General features: G+C 48.7%; 16 protein-coding genes and 1 pseudogene. 6 read left to right on the plus strand and 11 right to left on the minus strand.

Annotated elements, in window-relative coordinates; genetic code table 11:
* Positions 1–504: 504 nt before the first annotated feature.
* The gene (rsgA, locus tag M1D61_RS11930) at positions 505–1569 is read left to right on the plus strand and encodes a ribosome small subunit-dependent GTPase A (protein WP_458118729.1); all 1065 of its coding nucleotides are present in this window, start codon (positions 505–507) and stop codon (positions 1567–1569) included.
* Between the two features lie 244 nt (positions 1570–1813).
* On the opposite strand, the gene murB is transcribed toward rsgA, so the two are convergent.
* Positions 1814–2836 carry a UDP-N-acetylmuramate dehydrogenase gene (gene murB, locus M1D61_RS11935; RefSeq protein ID WP_458118730.1) on the minus strand — a complete coding sequence of 341 codons (1023 nt, stop codon included), beginning with the start codon at positions 2834–2836 and terminating at the stop codon, positions 1814–1816.
* 199 nt (positions 2837–3035) lie between these two features.
* On the opposite strand from murB, the gene trhO reads away from it, so the two are divergent.
* The 4 genes from trhO to M1D61_RS11955 all read left to right on the plus strand — a co-directional run bounded on the left by trhO (position 3036) and on the right by M1D61_RS11955 (position 6655).
* On the plus strand, positions 3036–3929 hold the full coding sequence (gene trhO / locus M1D61_RS11940) for an oxygen-dependent tRNA uridine(34) hydroxylase TrhO (RefSeq protein ID WP_046214313.1): 894 nt from the start codon (positions 3036–3038) through the stop codon (positions 3927–3929).
* Positions 3930–4297: 368 nt separating this feature from the next.
* Positions 4298–4726 carry a hypothetical protein gene (locus M1D61_RS11945; protein WP_458118731.1) on the plus strand — a complete coding sequence of 143 codons (429 nt, stop codon included), beginning with the start codon at positions 4298–4300 and terminating at the stop codon, positions 4724–4726.
* 49 nt (positions 4727–4775) lie between these two features.
* Positions 4776–5954 (plus strand): sensor histidine kinase, encoded by a 1179-nt coding sequence (locus M1D61_RS11950; RefSeq protein ID WP_458118732.1) that lies wholly within the window; start codon positions 4776–4778, stop codon positions 5952–5954.
* Positions 5955–5968: 14 nt separating this feature from the next.
* Entirely contained in the window at positions 5969–6655 is a 687-nt protein-coding gene (locus M1D61_RS11955) for a response regulator (protein WP_458118734.1), read from the plus strand.
* 144 nt (positions 6656–6799) lie between these two features.
* Here M1D61_RS11955 and M1D61_RS11960 read toward each other — a convergent pair whose 3' ends face one another.
* Genes M1D61_RS11960 through M1D61_RS11970 form a run of 3 tightly spaced genes read right to left on the minus strand, consistent with a single transcriptional unit; the run spans position 6800 to position 9834 of the window.
* Positions 6800–7609, minus strand: coding sequence for a carbohydrate ABC transporter permease (locus tag M1D61_RS11960; protein WP_046214316.1), 810 nt, complete (start codon positions 7607–7609; stop codon positions 6800–6802).
* Positions 7610–7646: 37 nt separating this feature from the next.
* The gene (locus tag M1D61_RS11965; protein WP_458118736.1) at positions 7647–8519 is read right to left on the minus strand and encodes a carbohydrate ABC transporter permease; all 873 of its coding nucleotides are present in this window, start codon (positions 8517–8519) and stop codon (positions 7647–7649) included.
* Between the two features lie 58 nt (positions 8520–8577).
* Entirely contained in the window at positions 8578–9834 is a 1257-nt protein-coding gene (locus M1D61_RS11970; RefSeq protein ID WP_458118738.1) for an ABC transporter substrate-binding protein, read from the minus strand.
* Between the two features lie 222 nt (positions 9835–10056).
* Between M1D61_RS11970 and M1D61_RS11975 the strand changes: the two genes are divergently transcribed.
* Positions 10057–10929, plus strand: coding sequence for a helix-turn-helix transcriptional regulator (locus M1D61_RS11975; protein WP_458118740.1), 873 nt, complete (start codon positions 10057–10059; stop codon positions 10927–10929).
* Positions 10930–11126: 197 nt separating this feature from the next.
* Here M1D61_RS11975 and M1D61_RS11980 read toward each other — a convergent pair whose 3' ends face one another.
* The 7 genes and pseudogenes from M1D61_RS11980 to M1D61_RS12010 all read right to left on the minus strand — a co-directional run bounded on the left by M1D61_RS11980 (position 11127) and on the right by M1D61_RS12010 (position 17701).
* Positions 11127–11405, minus strand: coding sequence for an HPr family phosphocarrier protein (locus M1D61_RS11980; RefSeq protein WP_458118742.1), 279 nt, complete (start codon positions 11403–11405; stop codon positions 11127–11129).
* Positions 11406–11776: 371 nt separating this feature from the next.
* A complete protein-coding gene (locus tag M1D61_RS11985) occupies positions 11777–12448 on the minus strand; it encodes a hypothetical protein (protein ID WP_458118744.1) in 672 nt (223 codons plus the stop codon).
* A 25-nt stretch (positions 12449–12473) separates the two neighbouring features.
* Entirely contained in the window at positions 12474–13283 is an 810-nt protein-coding gene (gene pdxK / locus M1D61_RS11990) for a pyridoxine/pyridoxal/pyridoxamine kinase (protein ID WP_458118746.1), read from the minus strand.
* A gap of 99 nt (positions 13284–13382) precedes the next feature.
* On the minus strand, positions 13383–14324 hold the full coding sequence (locus M1D61_RS11995) for an oxidoreductase (protein WP_458118748.1): 942 nt from the start codon (positions 14322–14324) through the stop codon (positions 13383–13385).
* Positions 14325–14330: 6 nt separating this feature from the next.
* Positions 14331–15164 carry a uroporphyrinogen-III synthase gene (locus tag M1D61_RS12000; RefSeq protein ID WP_458118750.1) on the minus strand — a complete coding sequence of 278 codons (834 nt, stop codon included), beginning with the start codon at positions 15162–15164 and terminating at the stop codon, positions 14331–14333.
* Between the two features lie 63 nt (positions 15165–15227).
* Complete coding sequence (locus M1D61_RS12005; RefSeq protein ID WP_458118752.1) at positions 15228–15845, minus strand: flavin reductase family protein; 618 nt, start codon at positions 15843–15845, stop codon at positions 15228–15230.
* A gap of 390 nt (positions 15846–16235) precedes the next feature.
* Positions 16236–17701, minus strand: a pseudogene (locus tag M1D61_RS12010) (DHA2 family efflux MFS transporter permease subunit).
* Between the last annotated feature and the right edge of the window lie 49 nt (positions 17702–17750).

Genomic DNA, 17750 nt, shown 5'->3' on the forward strand with positions numbered 1-17750 from the left:
AACACGTAACAACGTAAAAATGATGGAATGGGAAGAAGTTCGCAAGCGAATATGGATGGGCAGTGATTATTATATCGAGAGAGAGTACTGATTTACACAACGTTAATATCCAAAGCATGAATACCTCAATTGTAGCTTATTTTCGCTACCTGAAAAGGATTAACTTTATATTTATGACAAATATAGTTCTTTTTGATCACCTTTGCTTTACGCAGGGTTTACATCTCTCGAGATTACTGCGTAAGAAGTATCGTAACATTTGCTGCTTTTGTATTCATCTGCAGACGATCTGCTGCCTGTGATATTCATTCTCCGTATTGGTGGGTTCCTTTTTCTCCCATATCTGCTATACTGAATGGGAAATCCCGAACAGAAAGGATGATGAATTATGGTGACTTATCAGTTTTTTCGCAGCCACAAGCCGTACATGACCAACTTCAAATCGGGAGTAGTGAACGGATAATCGATCATTGGCTCCCGTATACCCAAAGGAGCTAACTTACATTGAATTTAAAAGAATATGGATATAATGATTTTTTTGCTGCGCAATTTGCGGCGCTGGAGCTGCCCGAGCAGCTTATTCCCGGTCGGGTAACAGCTGTGTTCAAGCATGTGATGCGCGTCGCCTCGGCTGATGGTGAACATCTCGCCAAGACCAAGTCTTCCTCATTCCGCGATGCTATCCGTACGGACTGGCCGGCAATTGGAGACTTTGTCGCACTGGAGAGCCATCCGTCAGATACTTCGTTGATCCACCATGTATTGGAACGCAAAAGCATTTTCCTGCGCGATGATCCTGATCCGGATATGCCACCGCAGGTCGTGGCAGCAAATTTTGATTACTGCTTTCTGGTCAACTCGGCCAATGATGACTTTAATATCAACCGTCTGGAACGCTACCTAACCATCGCCTGGAACAGCGGCGCCCGGCCGGTCATTGTATTGACCAAGGCGGATCTATCCGACCGGCTGGCATATTATATGGATGAACTGAATGCAGCAGCATTCGGTGTACCCGTATTCGCGGTAGACAGTCTGAGTGGTACCGGACTCGATGAACTCCGCAGTCTGCTGTCACCAGGCGAGACGATTGTACTGCTCGGTTCATCCGGTGTCGGCAAGTCCTCGCTCGTCAACGCACTGGCTGGCGAAGAACGAATGAAGACAAGCGGTATTCGTGAAGATGATGCCCGCGGCAGACACACTACGACTCACCGGGAGATGCATCTGCTGCCAAGCGGCGTCATTGTGATCGATACGCCGGGGATGCGCGGACTCGGTATCGGCAATGCTGCAGCAGGACTGGAAGAGACTTTTCAGGATATCGAGGCGATTGCTCAGCAGTGCCGATTCGGAGATTGCTCTCACCGCAACGAACCGGGTTGTGCCGTACAGATCGCTCTGCAGGATGGTACACTGGCACGCAAGCATTATGCCAATTGGGAAAAGCTCAAAAAAGAGCTCGCCTATAATGAACGCAAAAACAATATCCTGCTGATGCGCCAGGACAAACAGCAGTGGAAAACGATCAGCAAACAGCATCGGGCAAAGCCCAAGAAAAAATTATAGTCCCCTGCTACAGACAGTTGTAGGACTGCTGTAGTCGCAAAATATATAATCCCAAAGCCGATGAGCCGAAGAAATATATAGTATCTGCCTGTACTCTGCTCTGTATCATGCATGTAAAAAAAGGTACTGCAGCGCTGTCTGACGAATATCGTCGGTGGGCAGGCTGCAGTACCTTTTTTGAATTTCCTTTTATATTTCCTTTGTGTACTTACATCGTATCTTCCGTCGAAACTGTAGTGCTCGATTACAAAATAACAACTTCCGGCTCCGGGACAAAGCCAAACCGGTTGTTGATCGCATCCTGTACCATCTGGATCAGATACAGAATATCCGCTGCTGTCGCTCCGCCAGTATTCTGGATAAAGTTACCGTGATACGGCGAGATGCGAGCCTGCCCATGAATCGTACCGCGCAGTCCGAGCTGATCGACCAGCTTGCCGGTCGGCTGACCGAAATCATAGTTGTTTTTGAACACCGAGCCGCAGCAGGCATGATCAAAATGTCGTTTGCCGCCTCTGTCTTCGATCACGATCCGGAACATCTCCGGCACTTCATATCCCTGCTCTTCCAGACGCGGAATCCAGTTCCGGTAATACTGGAAATACTGCGGCAGACTGGAAGACGCCGTACTCGCTGTAACCATCTCCCGCATAATCGCGTCCCATGTCGGTTGCTCGGGAAGCGTGTATTCCCCGATATTCAGATCCGCTCCAACGATAATCCACGGATTCTGCTGGAAAATAGACTGCTTGTAGGCGTAATTGCACTGCTCTACATCGATCGTCTGCAGACCATGCTCGGGATGCCGGGCGTCGATATAATATACTTTATCCAGCAGATCACTGATCTCATGGTTAAAGTATTTGGCATTCATGTAAATGCCCGCGCCCATCGTGCCCGGCAGCAGGTAGGTGAATTCCATTCCCTGTATTCCCGTATAGACTCCAATCAGCGACAACCAGGTCATCGGCACTCCAGCCGAGACGAACAGCTTGCCTTGAGAGAATTTCAATTCCACATGTTTTTTCATTGAAAGGAAAAGGGTCTCGTCCTGCGGCTGATCCGGGAACAGAATATTCGATCCCATGCCGAACCATTTGACATCCAGCCCTTTGTGCTGACTTCCTTCCAGCAGAGCGATAATCTCTTCAGTGGTGGCAGGCAGAGCCAGATGTCTGGCTGTCCCTCCAATTTCATATGTTGAATATGGAGCCAGACTCGTATTCATGCTGCATAATTGATCAAAATGTAATGTATTCAAATTCATCGTAACTCCTCTGCTTGCGCTGGCATTCATGTAAGTAACATCTTATCTATTATAGATAGCATTTACTGAAAACCCAAGCATAAAAAAATAATATTTTTCTCATTTTCAGCATCTTTTTATACATATTCATTGACTAAGGATGTAAAGAGGCGTAAAATTTTAAATTGCGATAATTTTAATAAGATAATAGGTGATGAATATGTCCAACGATCCATACCGGATTTTACTGTTTTATAAATTTGTCAATATTGAAGATCCTGAGACATTGACTGCCGAGCATTTGCAGTACTGCAAAGATCTTGGTATCAAAGGCCGGATTCTGATTGCGCCGGAAGGTATCAATGGTACCCTTTCCGGTACATGGGAGCAGACCGAGAAATATATGAACGATCTGCGCGCGGATGCCCGTTTTGCCGATATGGTATTCAAAATTGATGAATCTGAAGGCCATGCTTTCAAGAAAATGTTTGTGCGTCACAAAAAAGAACTCGTAACGTTCCGTCTCGAAGATGATGTGAATCCTAACGAGATCACCGGCAAGCACCTCTCGCCGAAAGAATTCTACGAGCAGCTGCAGCAGGAAGATGTCATCGTTATCGACGGACGCAATGACTACGAATATGATATCGGTCATTTCCGCGGTGCGATCCGTCCTGGCGTGGAATCATCCAGAGAGTTCCCGGAATGGATTCGGGAGAACCTGAGCGAGTACAAGGACAAAAAAATCCTTACCTACTGCACAGGCGGCGTACGCTGTGAGAAACTGTCCGGCTTCCTGATGAAGGAAGGCTTCAACGACGTCGCCCAGCTGGACGGCGGTATCGTAACATACAGCAAAGACCCTGAAGTACAGGGACGTCTGTTTGACGGTAAATGCTATGTATTTGATGAACGCATCTCGGTGCCGATCAATCATACTGATGAAGATGTAATCGTTGGCAAATGCTTCCACTGCGAAGAGCCAACCGATCATTATATCAATTGCCCGGTCTGCAATCTTCAGCATATCGTATGCGATAGCTGCGAAGACGAGCATGAGCACTTCTGCTCGGATGCCTGCCGTGAGCAGGTTCAGGCTGTAGCAGCACAATGACACATGTCCAGCGTGCTCAATAACTGATCTGTAGCAGGTCGCTATGAAACACAAAAAGGAACAAACTCCTTGCTGAAAGGCAGAGTTTTTTCCTTTTTTTATGTCATGATTTGCAGTTCTACCATCTTCCTCTCCCTCAGAAATATAGCGTAGGAAAAATCTTGTCTACTAAGGTCCCGTGCTCTAAATATTATAGTGTATGCTCTCCATCTGGAGATGGAGAATGTCTAACGCCAAATCCATCGAAACACCGATGAAGTGGTTGCTGCAAGTAACTATACTGAAAGTAACCTCATGATTGGCAGGAGAAGTATCCGTTAAAACATCTAATAAGCTTCCTCTTCCATCTACAGAAAGCGAGTGATCCTATGTCCAGAATCAAGGAAGTTCGTCCCATCCGATTGTTTCTGCTGCCGGCTATTCTCCTGTATACGGTTTCTCCCCAGATTCAGCCTATGCTGTCAGGCGGTCTGGTGATGGAAATCATCCTATTTGTCAGCATTAGCATTGGGGCCATGATCGGTTGGTTCCGTTCCCGATACCATACTGTTCATCAGGACCCTATAAATGGTAAAATTGTAATGCAATCTTCTATTACCAGCATGATCATTGTTCTTGTGCTGATTGCTGTGCGTGTATTGACCGGTTATCTTATTCATTCAGGGTATCTGCTGCCCCATCACAATGACACGGCGACACTAATTTCCAACAGCCTGCTGATCATAGCACTGGCTAATGTCGTTACGACTCGGATCATGATTTATCTCGATTATAACCGGTTGATTCACGGAATCTGATACCGTCAGCTGCAGGAACAAGTGCCACTGCAGGAAGGAATTCATCATTATGGAGAATCTGAACAGGCTGATGGGTAACCATTCACTGGTATTCCGTCTTTCTGTGACCATCATTATGCTGTACAGCTGCTTTACCATCTATTTTCGGGAGTCCCTTTTCATCTGGTCCATCTATACGGTAACCATGCTGATCTTTGTCGTTCTGACATGGGCTCCCCTCAAGCTTCATACGCTGTTTATTATCGCTTTCAGTTTGTTTTTGTATGTCATGATGTTTATGAATGAACGCATGGCCAATGCCCCGGCCAATTTTCTGGCACTGCTGTGGGTATGGTTTGCCATTCTCTGTACTATCTCGGTACGGGAGAAGAGTATCGCTTCCTTCTTCGCCCTGTTAACCGGTGTGCTGATGCTGATTGCAGATTATGATCGCGGGTTTCCGTATTCCATGCTGATCTCGCTGGTAAGTATTTATTTTGGCGTACATAGCATTTACCGGTATATCTCGGTACTGCGCATTAACAGCGAGCAGCTGCAGGAGCTGGAGACCGTGCATAATGAGCTTCAGCACGCCCACAACGAACTGCAGGAAAATGCGCTGCAATCGATACGCTATGCCGCACTGGCAGAACGTACCCGGATTGCCGGCGAGATCCATGACGGTCTTGGCCACCATTTCACTTCCATCATCGTCCAGCTGCAGGCTCTGAAATGGATGATCCGGCAGAATCCGGATCAAGCGGAGCATACGGTCAACCAGCTGCTCGATGTGTCGCGTCAGGGACTTGCCGAGGTGCGCAGCGTAGTGAGGGATTGGTCGGCCAGCGAACGCGGCGTCAGCGAGCTGCATACACTGGCTTCCCAGGTCGCTGAACGTTCGGGGATGACACTCGATTTTCAGGCAGAGGCAGCAGACTCCCAATGGGGAGAAGCTGTCGACGGGATTCTGTACCGGATTCTGCAGGAGTCACTTACCAATATTGTCCGTCATGCCCAGGCTTCGGCTGTGGACGTGAAGATTGACCAGCAGGGCGATCAGGTGATTATGCGCATCGAAGATAATGGTATCTATCGTGAAGAACAGCCTTTAATCCATGGATTTGGGTTGCAAAATATGATCCGGCGTTGTGAACAACTGCAGGGTCAATGTACATTTCGTGCCCGTGAAGGCGGCGGCCTGATTGTCGAGGCTCGTTTGCCGCTGTCATTTGCACTACATCATGAATAATAAAGGAGTACGCCATGAACCAGCCTGACCATCCTATTCGCATTATGCTGGCCGATGACCAGTCACTCATCCGGCAGGGAATCCGGTATATTCTGGATTTACAGCCAGATCTGCAGGTTGTGACCGAAGCTTCCACCGGTGATGAAGCTGTACTGATGGCCGGTGAACACCGACCGGATCTGATCCTGATGGATATTCAGATGCCCGGCAGGACCGGTATCGAAGCGACACGTGCCATTTTACAGCAGCAGCCGGAGACCAAGATTGTGCTGCTGACTACTTTTGACGTACAGGAATATGTCATCGATGGTATCCGTGCAGGCGCTTCCGGTTATCTGCTCAAGGATATTGATATGAATGAAATGATTCAGGGCATCCGCTCGGTCTGTGCAGGCGGTGCGATCTACAATACAACTACAGCCGGCAGCGCACTGGTAGAGCTGCTCGGACGTCCGCTCTCGGTGCAGCATGGAGAAGATTCATCCGCTGCTTCCGTGCCGCTGGCAGAGCCGCTCACCGAACGGGAATTGGAAGTGCTGCAGGCTGTTGCCTACGGCAAGCGCAATTTTGAGATTGCTGCGGACCTGTATGTGTCCGAGAGCACGGTGAAGACACATGTGCACAATATTATCCAGAAGCTCGGGGTTAAGGACCGTACCCAGGCAGCCGTCGTGGCGATTCGTCAGGGTATTGTCACCTGATTAGTCCTCCATTTCACCCCTTCTTCCTTTCTCCATGAATTATCGCCAAATTTTCCATACAACAAAAAAAGCCCGGCTGGAACATTCGGAAGTGATTCTTCCATGTTTCAGCCGGGCTTTTTCCATTTCTACTTCCGCGCTTGTTTAACCTTTGACTGAGCCCGCTGTCAGACCCGTCACAAAGAACCGCTGCAGGAAGACGAATAAGATCACCATCGGCAGCGCCGTGATGACAACGCCGGTCAGCAGCATCGTGTAGTCCGTGACATATTCTCCTCGGAACTGCATCAGCGCCAGCGGCAGGGTCAGCTTTTCCGTACTGTTGAGCAGCATGAGTGGAATCAGCAGGTCATTCCATACCATGACGAACAGGAATGCGGCTGTCGCCGAGAGCGATGGCCCGGACAAAGGCAGTACCAGACGCCAGTAAATTTTCCATTCTCCGGCTCCATCCATACTCCCTGCTTCCATCATTTCCTTGCTCAGCATCTCCATGAACCCTGTCAGTGTGAATACGGTCAGCGGCAGCAGTCCGGCCGCCGTGACCACCGTCAGCGCGGTCAGACTATCCGACCAGCCCAGCTGGCGCACGAGTGAATACAGCGGCAGCATGATCACCTGTGACGGAATAATCAGACCGGCGACAAAGTAGGCAAAAGCAAACTTGCCCAGTCTGCCGCCCAACCGCACAATCGCATATGAAATCAGACTGCCAAGAAACAATACGATTGCTACCGTAAACAGTGTAACCCGCGCACTGTTCCAGAAGTACTGCAGCATCGGCTGTGCATCAAAGATAGTAATAAAGTTCTGCAGACTCCATGTATCCGGCCAGCCCAGCGGATTGGCGTAAAAAGACTGGCTTGTCTTAAATGAAGATACGACGACAAAGTACAGTGGTGCTGCAACCAGCAGCCCGTATAGAATCATGATGATACGTCCAACCCATTTCATTGCAGCAGCTCACCCCGTTTTCGTGTAAAGTATCGACTCATCCTCTTGCACCATCCTGACGCAGCGCTCTGAACTGGAAAAACGTCAGAATACCCAGCAGTACCAGGAAGATCATCGATCCGGCAGATGCCAGCCCGAAAGAGTAATTGGAGAACGCCAGATGATAGATATACGTCGTCAGAATCTCGGTCGCATAGTTCGGTCCACCATCGGTCATAACGAAAATCAGATCAAACGCCTTGAACGATTGAATTGTTGTATACGAGATAACAATTGCTGCCGATGGAGCGAGCAGCGGCCAGGTAATTCGGCCAAAAATCTGCATCCGGCTGGCACCGTCGATACGTGCAGCTTCCATCAGTTCACCCGGAATCGCATGCAGACCGGCGATAAAGATAATCATCATCTGTCCGGCATGTGCCCAGATTTGCACAAATGCTATCGCATACAGCGCAATCTTGGCATCCCCTGTCCAGCTGCCCATCAGACTTTCCAACCCGGCACTTTGCAGCGACATATTCAGCAGTCCGATCGATGGATCATAGATAAATGACCAGATCAGACCTACCGATACGGAAGACAGAATGGCCGGGAAGAAATACAGTGCCCGAAAAACGATATGAGTACGGCTGTTTTTGGCCAGTACCAGTGCCAACACCAGCGAGACAACCGTTTGCAGCACCACCACAACGATCATAAATTTGATATTATTTATAAAAGCTTTACGGAAAGTAATGCTTTCAAAGCTGTCCTTGTAATTGGCTGCTCCTACAAAATCATAGGACGGCGATACACCGTCCCAATTGGTAAATGAGTAAAACAGTCCCGATAAAGCCGGATATACGAACAGGCCGGTATAGAGCAATATTCCAGGAAGCATAAACAGCCATAGTAATTTACGATTGATCATAAGCGTTACCGTATCCCTTTACTTTATCTTTTAAAATATTGATCCTTGGCAGACCTGATTAACGGCCGCTCTGTTGATCGATAATGGCCTGTGCATCCTGGGCAGCCTGTTCCGGTGTGGCTCCGCCCAGCACAGCCTGGATCGAGTTGGTTACCGCTTTTTGATTCTCGGCATTCACAATTGTATAACGAGGCTGGAACAGTGTCTTCTTGTCTGCCCATTCCTGAGCGATGTTCAGTTCCTTGCTGTCATACTTGATATCTTTGAGCGTTACATTTTGACCGGTTTCATTGGCATACTGGGCAGCAATATCCGGCTGACTCAGGAATTCTAGGAACTTCTTCGCTTCTTCCGGATGTTTGGAGCGGCTGTTAACGGCCAGCATGAATGTGCTTGTATGCACGCCCTCATATTTGGCTTGATCGGCAGATACAGTAATCGGTGCAAGCAGTCCCTGCTGCAATTCCGGATTCTGTTTGGCATTCTGACTCAGCTGATATGAACCGCTAGCCAGCATTGCTGCTTTGCCCTGGATAAACAGTGCACCTGCAGCCGGGTCCTTGGTACCCAGTGAATTTGGCTGGAAGTAGCCTTTATCATTCAATTCCTTGAACTGCGTCAGTGTCTTCACCCAGAATTCATCGGTCAGCTTGGCCTGCCCGGATTCGACCTTGGTGAAAATATCTTCACTCGGTTCGTTGTTCATTACCATCGTATTCATGAATTGCCCTGGTCCAATATCCCCACCGGCAAAGGCAATCGGTATAATTCCGTTATCCTTCAGCGTCTGGCAGGCTTTGAGAAAACCTTCCCAGTCCTTGGGTGGTGTCAGACCGTATTGCTCAAAAATAGCTTTATTGTAAATCGGCATGTTGTACACAAGCTGATAAGGAACAGCCCACTGTTTGCCGTCTTTGCTGCCGGCTTCAATCAGATTAGTATTGTAGTTTTCGAGGAAGGATTCACCCGTCAGATCGGTGAACAAACCGGCTTTGGCCAGTGCCTCAAATTGTGCACCCGGGAACGAAGCAAATACATCCCCTACCGAACCGTCTGTCAGTTTGGCCTGTGCTGTCGTCTGATACTGATCCGAAGTGAGCGTTTGCATATCTACGACAATATTCGGGTTCTTTTGTTCAAAAGTATCAATAATCTTCTGGAACGTCTGTGTATCTTCCCCACGCCAATGAAGGAAACTGATTCTTACTTTGCCATCGGCAGCCTGATCCGTTCCACTTCCGCATGCGGACAACACTCCAGTAAGCGCAAGCACCATAACAAGAAATAAAACCAATCGTATTCGTTGAGTTTTCATTAACCATCCTCCATTTTCATATCGTCAATTAACATAACTCAATAATCTATGTAAATTAACTAAGTTAAAATATCCCCATTAATTTAGTAGGAATACCGTGATTTAAATCATAGCAAAAATGAAGATTATCAAACAATGTCATTTTGTGTTGTTTTTATTTGTCAATATGTGTTGTATAATGGAAGGGTAGCCTATTGAAGCAGAAAGGATGAATTCAAGCGAATGGAAAGTGACATGAACGTTCAGGCAGAAAGGGAAAATCTGGAGCGCTTTATACTTTGCCCTTCTTCTTTTATACAAACTGGCGGCCTATGGATTACACAGGCAGGCCGTTATTCCATAGAACCCGGCTGTCGGCGATTATTTTCCAGCAATCCCACCTGTTTCTGGGCAGCTAACCGGCAGGGTGGCATGATCATCAAGAATGGTCATAATTATGTACTTGGCACGAATAATATATGGTGTATTCCTTCGATGGCCACCATTGAATATATTAACAATACCGATGAACCGTTGGACATTTACTTTGTCGGTTTTACGGGTCCTCAGGCAGACCTGCTCATCCAGGAAAGTAATATGAAAGATGGTTACAGCGAGCTCAGCACAGAGCTGTTTGAGCAAATGATTCATTACTATAATCTTATATTAAACACGAATCATCGTTCTGATACCTTTAGTGCAGAACTCCATCGTCTGGAACTGCTTTTCGGCATGTTTGCACTGCTGTCTGCCAATCAGGCAGCGCGCACTGACTATACACCTCCCCGGGACCCGCTGCCCTGGATGGAACAGGCGATTGAATATATTCATGCCTATTTTGATAAAGGGCTGACCGTAACCCAGGTAGCTAGTTATGTGGGCATCCACCGCACTCATTTCAGCAAGCAGTTTCATGAAAAGTACAGAACTCCGCCTGCAGAATATATACGCAGTCTCAAAATGGAAAAGGCCCGGCGCCTATTATCCGATACTAATGACTCATTGGCCGAGATTGCTTTTGCAGTAGGCTATCCCGATGTATTTTCCTTTTCCAAGGCATTCAAAAAACACAGCGGTTTTACGCCCAAGCGGTATCGGCTGCACAAGTTTCAATAATGTCTTATCGTTATATGGTTGATTCCGGTGTATAATCTGGTCAACAAATTTTCCTGTTTATTTCAATTTCCATGCTGCAGGTACTCGAGATTTGCTGTTCCACTGCCCGCGCACGGCAAAAATCCCCGCTGCCGAAAGCAGGTCTGTAATGACCTGACTCCGGTGACGGGGATTTCATTATATCCGCATTTCGCAGACTACATGGATGGTGCAATAATAGTCTGCTCAAACAGCGACTGTACATATTCCAGTGCTTCCAGTTCATCCTTACCGCGTGTGGTCAGACAGATCTCGGTGTTGGCAGAGATGATGGTCAGCATCATCCCGAGCAGACTTTTCACATCCACCTCTCTGCGATGGCTGTCCGGACCAAAGGATACGCGAATATCGGAAGCGAAGCGTGACGCTTCATTGGCGATGCGCAGTAGATGTGCGCGATCCAGATTACTTTGAACGGTAAATTGATGTACTCTCATGTTCTCATATCCTTTCTCGTGTTGGCATAATGGAATGGATCCATTTGTGAGTTGCCTGTTGAACGATCAGGAGACGTCTATTGTAACGAATAGCCAGCGGGAACGATAATAGCTGTGCCCTGCCTGTCATGTGCAATGAAATATAACCGCTTTAAGAATTCAACAAGCTATATATAGTTTACATTTACCTGTTTTATCGGCAAATGATAGCTACTCTCCACAAATTATCTTAAGTAAATATGCCATGATCATTTTCATGAAAAAATTAGTTGTTACAGAATAAATACAGGGGTATTTCGGCGCTAAAATACCCCTGCCGCGATGATCGGCAGAGGCATTTGGAATTGTCCGGAGTACCATAACAATTTTATTTACTGCAAGGTCACATCTTCATACCAGGTCAATTCATCTCCCGCTTCATTCCGAAGCGTAAGCGTTACTTTTCCTTGTTCTCCACTGTGGCTCTGATTATAAATAAAACCAAAATTGCGCTGGTCACTGCTGGCGAAAAATCCATCCTTGCCATTTTTACCATTTTGTACAGCCTGCTCAAATGAAGCTGTGTCATTGGAGTTGTCGGACTGCCACTCCATATTGCTTACTTTGTAGCCCTGCGGTAAAGATTCGACACGCAGGAACAGCTGGCCGGGCCCCTGCTGGACCGAACTAATTTTCAGTTCCTTGGTCTCCGGTGTCAGCTCGGGATTAGCATTGTTGCTGATTCCTTTATCGTTACCTCCATCCGTACTGCCTGTGCCGCTGCCCGGATTTACAGTACTGCCTGCCGCTCCTGAGCTGCTGTCCGGTACGGTACCGGTCGCTTCTGAACTGCCGTCTGTCGAACCGGTAGTCCCTGCGTCGCTGCCGGACTCCGGTATCGTCGTACCATTACCTCCCGGCTGGGCATCTGTTGCCGTACCGGTTGTATTCTCACTTGCTGCCGGCGGCTGAGCCGGTTGGTTCTTGTCGGACGAACAGGCGCTGACCAGGATAAGCATCAGCACCAGCCCGGTGCCCAGCAGCCATTTGGATAAGCGCTTCATAGCATTTCCTCCACTCTACAGGCTGTTATTTCAGTTGCAGACGGTGAGCCGCATGCAGTGTAGGACCCACATAGCGGTTCAGCGGGAATCCGTTGGAAATCGCCTGGGTGATGAAGTTTTTGGCATCGCTGTAGGCATCCTTCACGGCAAGTCCTTTTGCCAGTCCTGCGGTTACCGCTGCGGAAGTGGTGCAGCCTGCGCCATGCGTATAATCGGTCGCAATCGCATCCACTTCAAACCAGTCAAAGCTCTGACCATCATACAGCAGGTCAAGCGCTTTGCCTTCTTTAACTTTGCCGCGCGTCTTGATCAGTACGTGCTTGGCTCCGCGCTCATAGATGCGCACTGCCGCTTCCTTCATCTGCTCTTCCGTGGTAATTGGACCGGTCTTCGCCAGCTGGGAAGCTTCGAACAGATTCGGAGTTACCAGATCAGCGCCCGGAATGAGCAGTTCCAGCATGGCTTCCGTATTTTCGGGCTGAAGCACTTCATCCGTTCCTTTGCAGACCATAACCGGGTCGATAACAATACGATTCAGCGGATAACGCTTCAGGTAGCTGGCAACGAGTTCGATAATCTCTACCGAACCGAGCATTCCTGTCTTCATCGCGTCAAATCCGATTCCCTCCAGTACTGTACGCATCTGCGCTTCGACGACATTCAGTTCCACCGGAAATACCTGGTGATTCCATGTCTCCGGCTCCATCGCCACGATGGTCGTCAGCACGGTCATACCATAAACGCCTAATTCCTGAAAGGTTTTCAAATCCGCTTGAATTCCTGCTCCGCCGCTTGTGTCCGAGCCGGCTATCGTTAAGGTTTTTGGTATAGTCATAGTTGTAATTCTCCTTCGCTTATAGTCCCTTTATTCTAGCACAACCTGACATGAGAATACATCCTTTTCATGAAAAGGATATGTAAGTTTCAACTTACTTTATTCTTGGGTCGGATATGCTGCTGCAAACTCGTAATGCACTCCGGTCAGCTGCTCGGATACGTCCCACAGCTTGGCAGCAGTCTCGTAATTCACCTTGTGTCCAAAAGAAATATCATGATGCGGATACCCCTTGCGGCTGCCCGGACCGTCAGGTCCGATAAATTCGCCGCCAATCAGCGACGGCTCTGCAGCCGCATATAACGTAGGCAGTGCGCCAAAGGCCGCTGTCTGGCTGAACAGCCCCCAGGCAAAGCGCACCGGCCAGATGGCCTGTTTGCCGGAACCTCGGGAGACCAGATTGGTATTGGCGATCCCGGGATGGCAGCCTACACTGATTGTATCGGCTCTTGCTTCGGTCAGTCTTTTTTGCAGTTCCTTGGCAAACAGCAGATTGGCGAGTTTGCTCTGGCAGTAGAACTTGCCGGCGCTATAGCCGATTCGTCCGTCCAGATTGTTGAAGTAAATATAGCCGGTCCGTGCAGCAATACTGCTGAGTGTCACCACCCGGGCAAGAGGAGTACGAAGCAGCAGCGGCAGCAGATGTCCGGTCAATGCAAAGTGTCCCAGATGATTGCTGCCAAACTGCAGTTCAAATCCCTGCCGGGTTTTCTGGTAAGGCGGAATCATGACGCCTGCATTATTGATCAGAATATCCAGAGAATCATAACGGCTCCGGTACATATCGGCAAATGCTTTTACACTATCGAGATCCGCCAGATCAAGCGGCATTACCTCAACCCGTGACTGTGGATAACGCTGGCTGATCTGTTTCGCAGCCTGTTCTCCTTTACCGGCGTTACGTACAGCCAGAATCAGCTCTGCGTCTCTGGCAGCCAGTTCAAGCGCTGTCTCCAGCCCTAGTCCACCGCTTCCCCCGGTTATGATGATACGCCTGCCACGCTGATCAGGCACCTGACTTGCTGTCCACCGCTGACTCATCTATATTCACTCCGTTTCGTGAGGGGATGACTGCTGTTCGTAGTACTTGCTCATTTCAATAATCATGGCACCCATCCGCTCATTATCCGGAGCGATGATCCGCTCTATACCTTCCTGCCGCAGTGCCTCGGAAGTAACCTTGCCTACGGATACAGCGAGTATGCGGGAGGATAAGGCTTCCTTTAGCAGATCCGTATATCCATGCTCAGCCGCATCCGCAAACAGATTGCGCACCTGTACCGCTGTTGTAAAGCAAATTGCATCGATTTTGCTGTCTGCAATCTCCTGTCTGAGCTGCGCCAGTGTCTCAGGTTCGGGCCCCAGGTTCTGATAGGGCAGCAGCGTATGAACGGAAGCGGCTCCTTTGCCCTCCAAGAAAGCAACCAGTTCCGGTGCCGGATCGCCGTGCAGCTGTACCCAGATTTGTGCCCCTTCCAGACTGACCTGCTGCAGCTGCTCTTCCAGTCCCTTGACCGTACCATCCGAATCGCGTACATCGGGAGCCAGCTCTCTCGTTTTGAGCGTATTATAGGTTTTGTACCCACGAATCGCAATGCTCGCCTGTCGAACAGCTGCTGTGAATGCTTCGCCAATACCGAGCCGCTCGGCCGCTTCGAACAGAGCAGAGGCGCCGATACCTGTAGTGAAGATCACCCATTCCGGCTGCTCTTCAATAAAGCGGCGCAGCTCCTGCTCCATCTCCTGCTCTCTAAACATGCTGATTCCCTGCAGCGAACGTACCTCGGCCTGTCCACCCTGACGTTCGATGAGCGAACACATCTCTTCCAGTTTGCGTGATCCTGCGATGATTACCTTTTTGCCACCCAGTGCCTTTACCATAGATATCCCCCTCTATATGTTGAATCTCTCTCATACCATTAGACAATAAAAGCGGACGAATAATCAGCTCGGACGGTCAAAGCTGAACTGCTGTGCCAACCCTGCATAATTATTACCCGCAAGACGAGCCACCGGCTTCAGCTGCTCGGTGAGAATATACATATGCTCATGATCAATGACCGTTTCGTCAAAATGATAACACAACACCCGCACCAGCAGCAGATCCTGTACAATGATCCCTTCGTCATTGGTGATGGCCACATGCTGGTCCAGTTGACATTCGTACCGGACGAGCGATTCCTGAATTCCCTGTACAGCCACTTTTTCACTAGGTACCGTATGTAGATCGGTCAGATCCAGTTCACTCTGATCGGGAGACAGATTCGCTGCTGTATGGTTCATCTGTTCTGTCATTTCTTCATGAACAATATGAATAACCAGTTCCTTGCTGTTCATAATATTACGTGTAGTGTCCTTCATCTGTCCCTGTTTGCGGGCAATCGATACCGACAGAATCGGAGGATCGGAAGCCACGATATTAAAATAGCTGAACGGTGCGATATTAAGAACTCCATTTTCCGACAGGCTGGTGACCATCGCAATCGGTCTTGGAACCACCGAACCGGTGAGCAACTTATAGTTTTCGATAGTAGAGATAGATTCGGCATGTATAGTTATCATATTTATTCCTCCTTGGATGGTAGGTTTTATTTCTTTTACTATAGCGTAATTCACGTGTCAAGACGATTATTATGCGTGTTATATCTCATAACTTTGGCATGTTTCCATCATTTATACATTATATTGGGCATCGTCTCATACATACAGATGTAATGCAGATATATGAAAATCGGAATGCCCATTTGTATCATCCGGTATACTAACAGCTCCGGCAGTATAGTAGGTTACAGTCTTTGGCTGCCATGAAATGAAAATGCCCTGCCTTTCCGATGAGAAAAGGCAGGGCATAAATGAATTAGAGCAGGTAACGCGTTGTACCGCTGACCGGTACATGGGACGTTGTACCGCTGACCGGTACATGGGACGTTGTACCGGTTAGCCAATCAGATTTTAGTGCATTGGGCCTTGGCCTGGCTGTTTGCCTACCTGTACGCGCTTGATGAACAGGGAGCATACCAGACCGATCAGGGACAGGACCAGAGCGAAGATAAATGCGTGCTGGATACCTACCGTAAAGCCAGCCAACTGGTTCTCCGGACTTTGCGGATTAGCGATGCGGCTCAGATATCCGGTCTGTCCGGCACTCAGAATGCTGACAGCCAGCGCAGTACCAATGGCACCGGCCACCTGCTGCAGAGTATTCATAATCGCTGTACCATGCGGATAAAACTCGCTCGGCAGCTGATTCAGACCATTCGTTTGTGCAGGCATCATAATCATGGAAATACCGACCATCATGAACAGATGCATCGCAATGATCATGCCGACAGGGGTTGCCGCATTAATGCCTGTATACATGAACAGGATTACCGATACAACCGCCAGACCGATAATGACGAGCCACTTCGGTCCAAATTTATCGAACAAACGACCCATGATCGGCGACAGCAGTCCATTCAGCAGACTGCCCGGCAACAGGATAAGACCAGCTGCCAGTGCTGTCAGAGCCATACCCTGCTGCAGATACATCGGCAGGATCAGCATGGACGACAGAATGATCATCATACAGATAAATACCAGAATCAGACCGATCGTGAACATCGGGAACCGGAATGCGCGCAGGTTCATAACCGGCTGTTCCATCCGTAGCTGACGGATAGAGAAGATGAGCAGCGATATACCGCCGATCAGCAGAGCAGCGATAACGACCGGACTGGTCCAGCCACCTCCTGCTTCTCCATGGCCTCCCGCACTGCTAAATCCGTATACGATACCACCAAATCCGAGCGTAGATAGAACAATCGACAGAATATCAATTTTCGGCTTGGTCAATCTGGAAATATTCGGCAGGAACAGAAGTCCGCATACCAGGGAAATAACAAAGAATGGAAGCGAAATCCAGAAAATCCAGTGCCATGTCAGGTTCGCCAGAATCAGACCTGAAATTGCCGGTCCGCTCGCAGGAGCGAACATAATAACGAGTCCGATCAGACCCATGGCCGAACCCCTTTTCTCAATCGGGAAAATAACCAGAATCGTATTGAACATAAGCGGCAGCAGCAGTGCCGTACCTACCGCCTGCAGCACCCGTGCCACCATCAGAATTTCAAAGCTTGGCGCCAGTGCAGCAACAATTGTTCCTGCAATTGAAAAAATAAGCGAAGTCGTAAATAACTGTCTTGTCGTAAACCATTGCAGCAGCAGGCCAGAGATCGGCACCAAAATCCCCATTACCAGCAGATAACCGGTAGTCAGCCATTGAATGGTCGTCGGTCCTACTTCCAATAGAGCCATCAGCGGCGTAATCGCCACGTTCAGTGCTGTTTCACTGAACAATCCGATAAATCCGCTTAACAGCATCGCGAATAAAATCGGCAGTACCTTATATTGTTTTGTTTCTTGCTGGTCCTTTGCAGGACCTGTCTTCATGGGCACGTCCACGATCCCATCCTCCTTTAATCTCTC

It is taken from the genome of Paenibacillus sp. Z6-24, assembly GCF_054161335.1.

Excerpts from the sequence above, each read along its gene's own strand:
- murB (WP_458118730.1), bottom strand. The coding sequence starts at position 2,836 with ATGAATTTGAATACATTACATTTTGATCAATTATGCAGCATGAATACG.
- trhO (WP_046214313.1), top strand. The coding sequence starts at position 3,036 with ATGTCCAACGATCCATACCGGATTTTACTGTTTTATAAATTTGTCAAT.
- M1D61_RS11945 (WP_458118731.1), top strand. The coding sequence starts at position 4,298 with ATGTCCAGAATCAAGGAAGTTCGTCCCATCCGATTGTTTCTGCTGCCG.
- M1D61_RS11950 (WP_458118732.1), top strand. The coding sequence starts at position 4,776 with ATGGAGAATCTGAACAGGCTGATGGGTAACCATTCACTGGTATTCCGT.
- M1D61_RS11955 (WP_458118734.1), top strand. The coding sequence starts at position 5,969 with ATGAACCAGCCTGACCATCCTATTCGCATTATGCTGGCCGATGACCAG.
- M1D61_RS11960 (WP_046214316.1), bottom strand. The coding sequence starts at position 7,609 with ATGAAATGGGTTGGACGTATCATCATGATTCTATACGGGCTGCTGGTT.
- M1D61_RS11965 (WP_458118736.1), bottom strand. The coding sequence starts at position 8,519 with ATGATCAATCGTAAATTACTATGGCTGTTTATGCTTCCTGGAATATTG.
- M1D61_RS11970 (WP_458118738.1), bottom strand. The coding sequence starts at position 9,834 with ATGAAAACTCAACGAATACGATTGGTTTTATTTCTTGTTATGGTGCTT.
- M1D61_RS11975 (WP_458118740.1), top strand. The coding sequence starts at position 10,057 with ATGGAAAGTGACATGAACGTTCAGGCAGAAAGGGAAAATCTGGAGCGC.
- M1D61_RS11980 (WP_458118742.1), bottom strand. The coding sequence starts at position 11,405 with ATGAGAGTACATCAATTTACCGTTCAAAGTAATCTGGATCGCGCACAT.
- M1D61_RS11985 (WP_458118744.1), bottom strand. The coding sequence starts at position 12,448 with ATGAAGCGCTTATCCAAATGGCTGCTGGGCACCGGGCTGGTGCTGATG.
- pdxK (WP_458118746.1), bottom strand. The coding sequence starts at position 13,283 with ATGACTATACCAAAAACCTTAACGATAGCCGGCTCGGACACAAGCGGC.
- M1D61_RS11995 (WP_458118748.1), bottom strand. The coding sequence starts at position 14,324 with ATGAGTCAGCGGTGGACAGCAAGTCAGGTGCCTGATCAGCGTGGCAGG.
- M1D61_RS12000 (WP_458118750.1), bottom strand. The coding sequence starts at position 15,164 with ATGGTAAAGGCACTGGGTGGCAAAAAGGTAATCATCGCAGGATCACGC.
- M1D61_RS12005 (WP_458118752.1), bottom strand. The coding sequence starts at position 15,845 with ATGATAACTATACATGCCGAATCTATCTCTACTATCGAAAACTATAAG.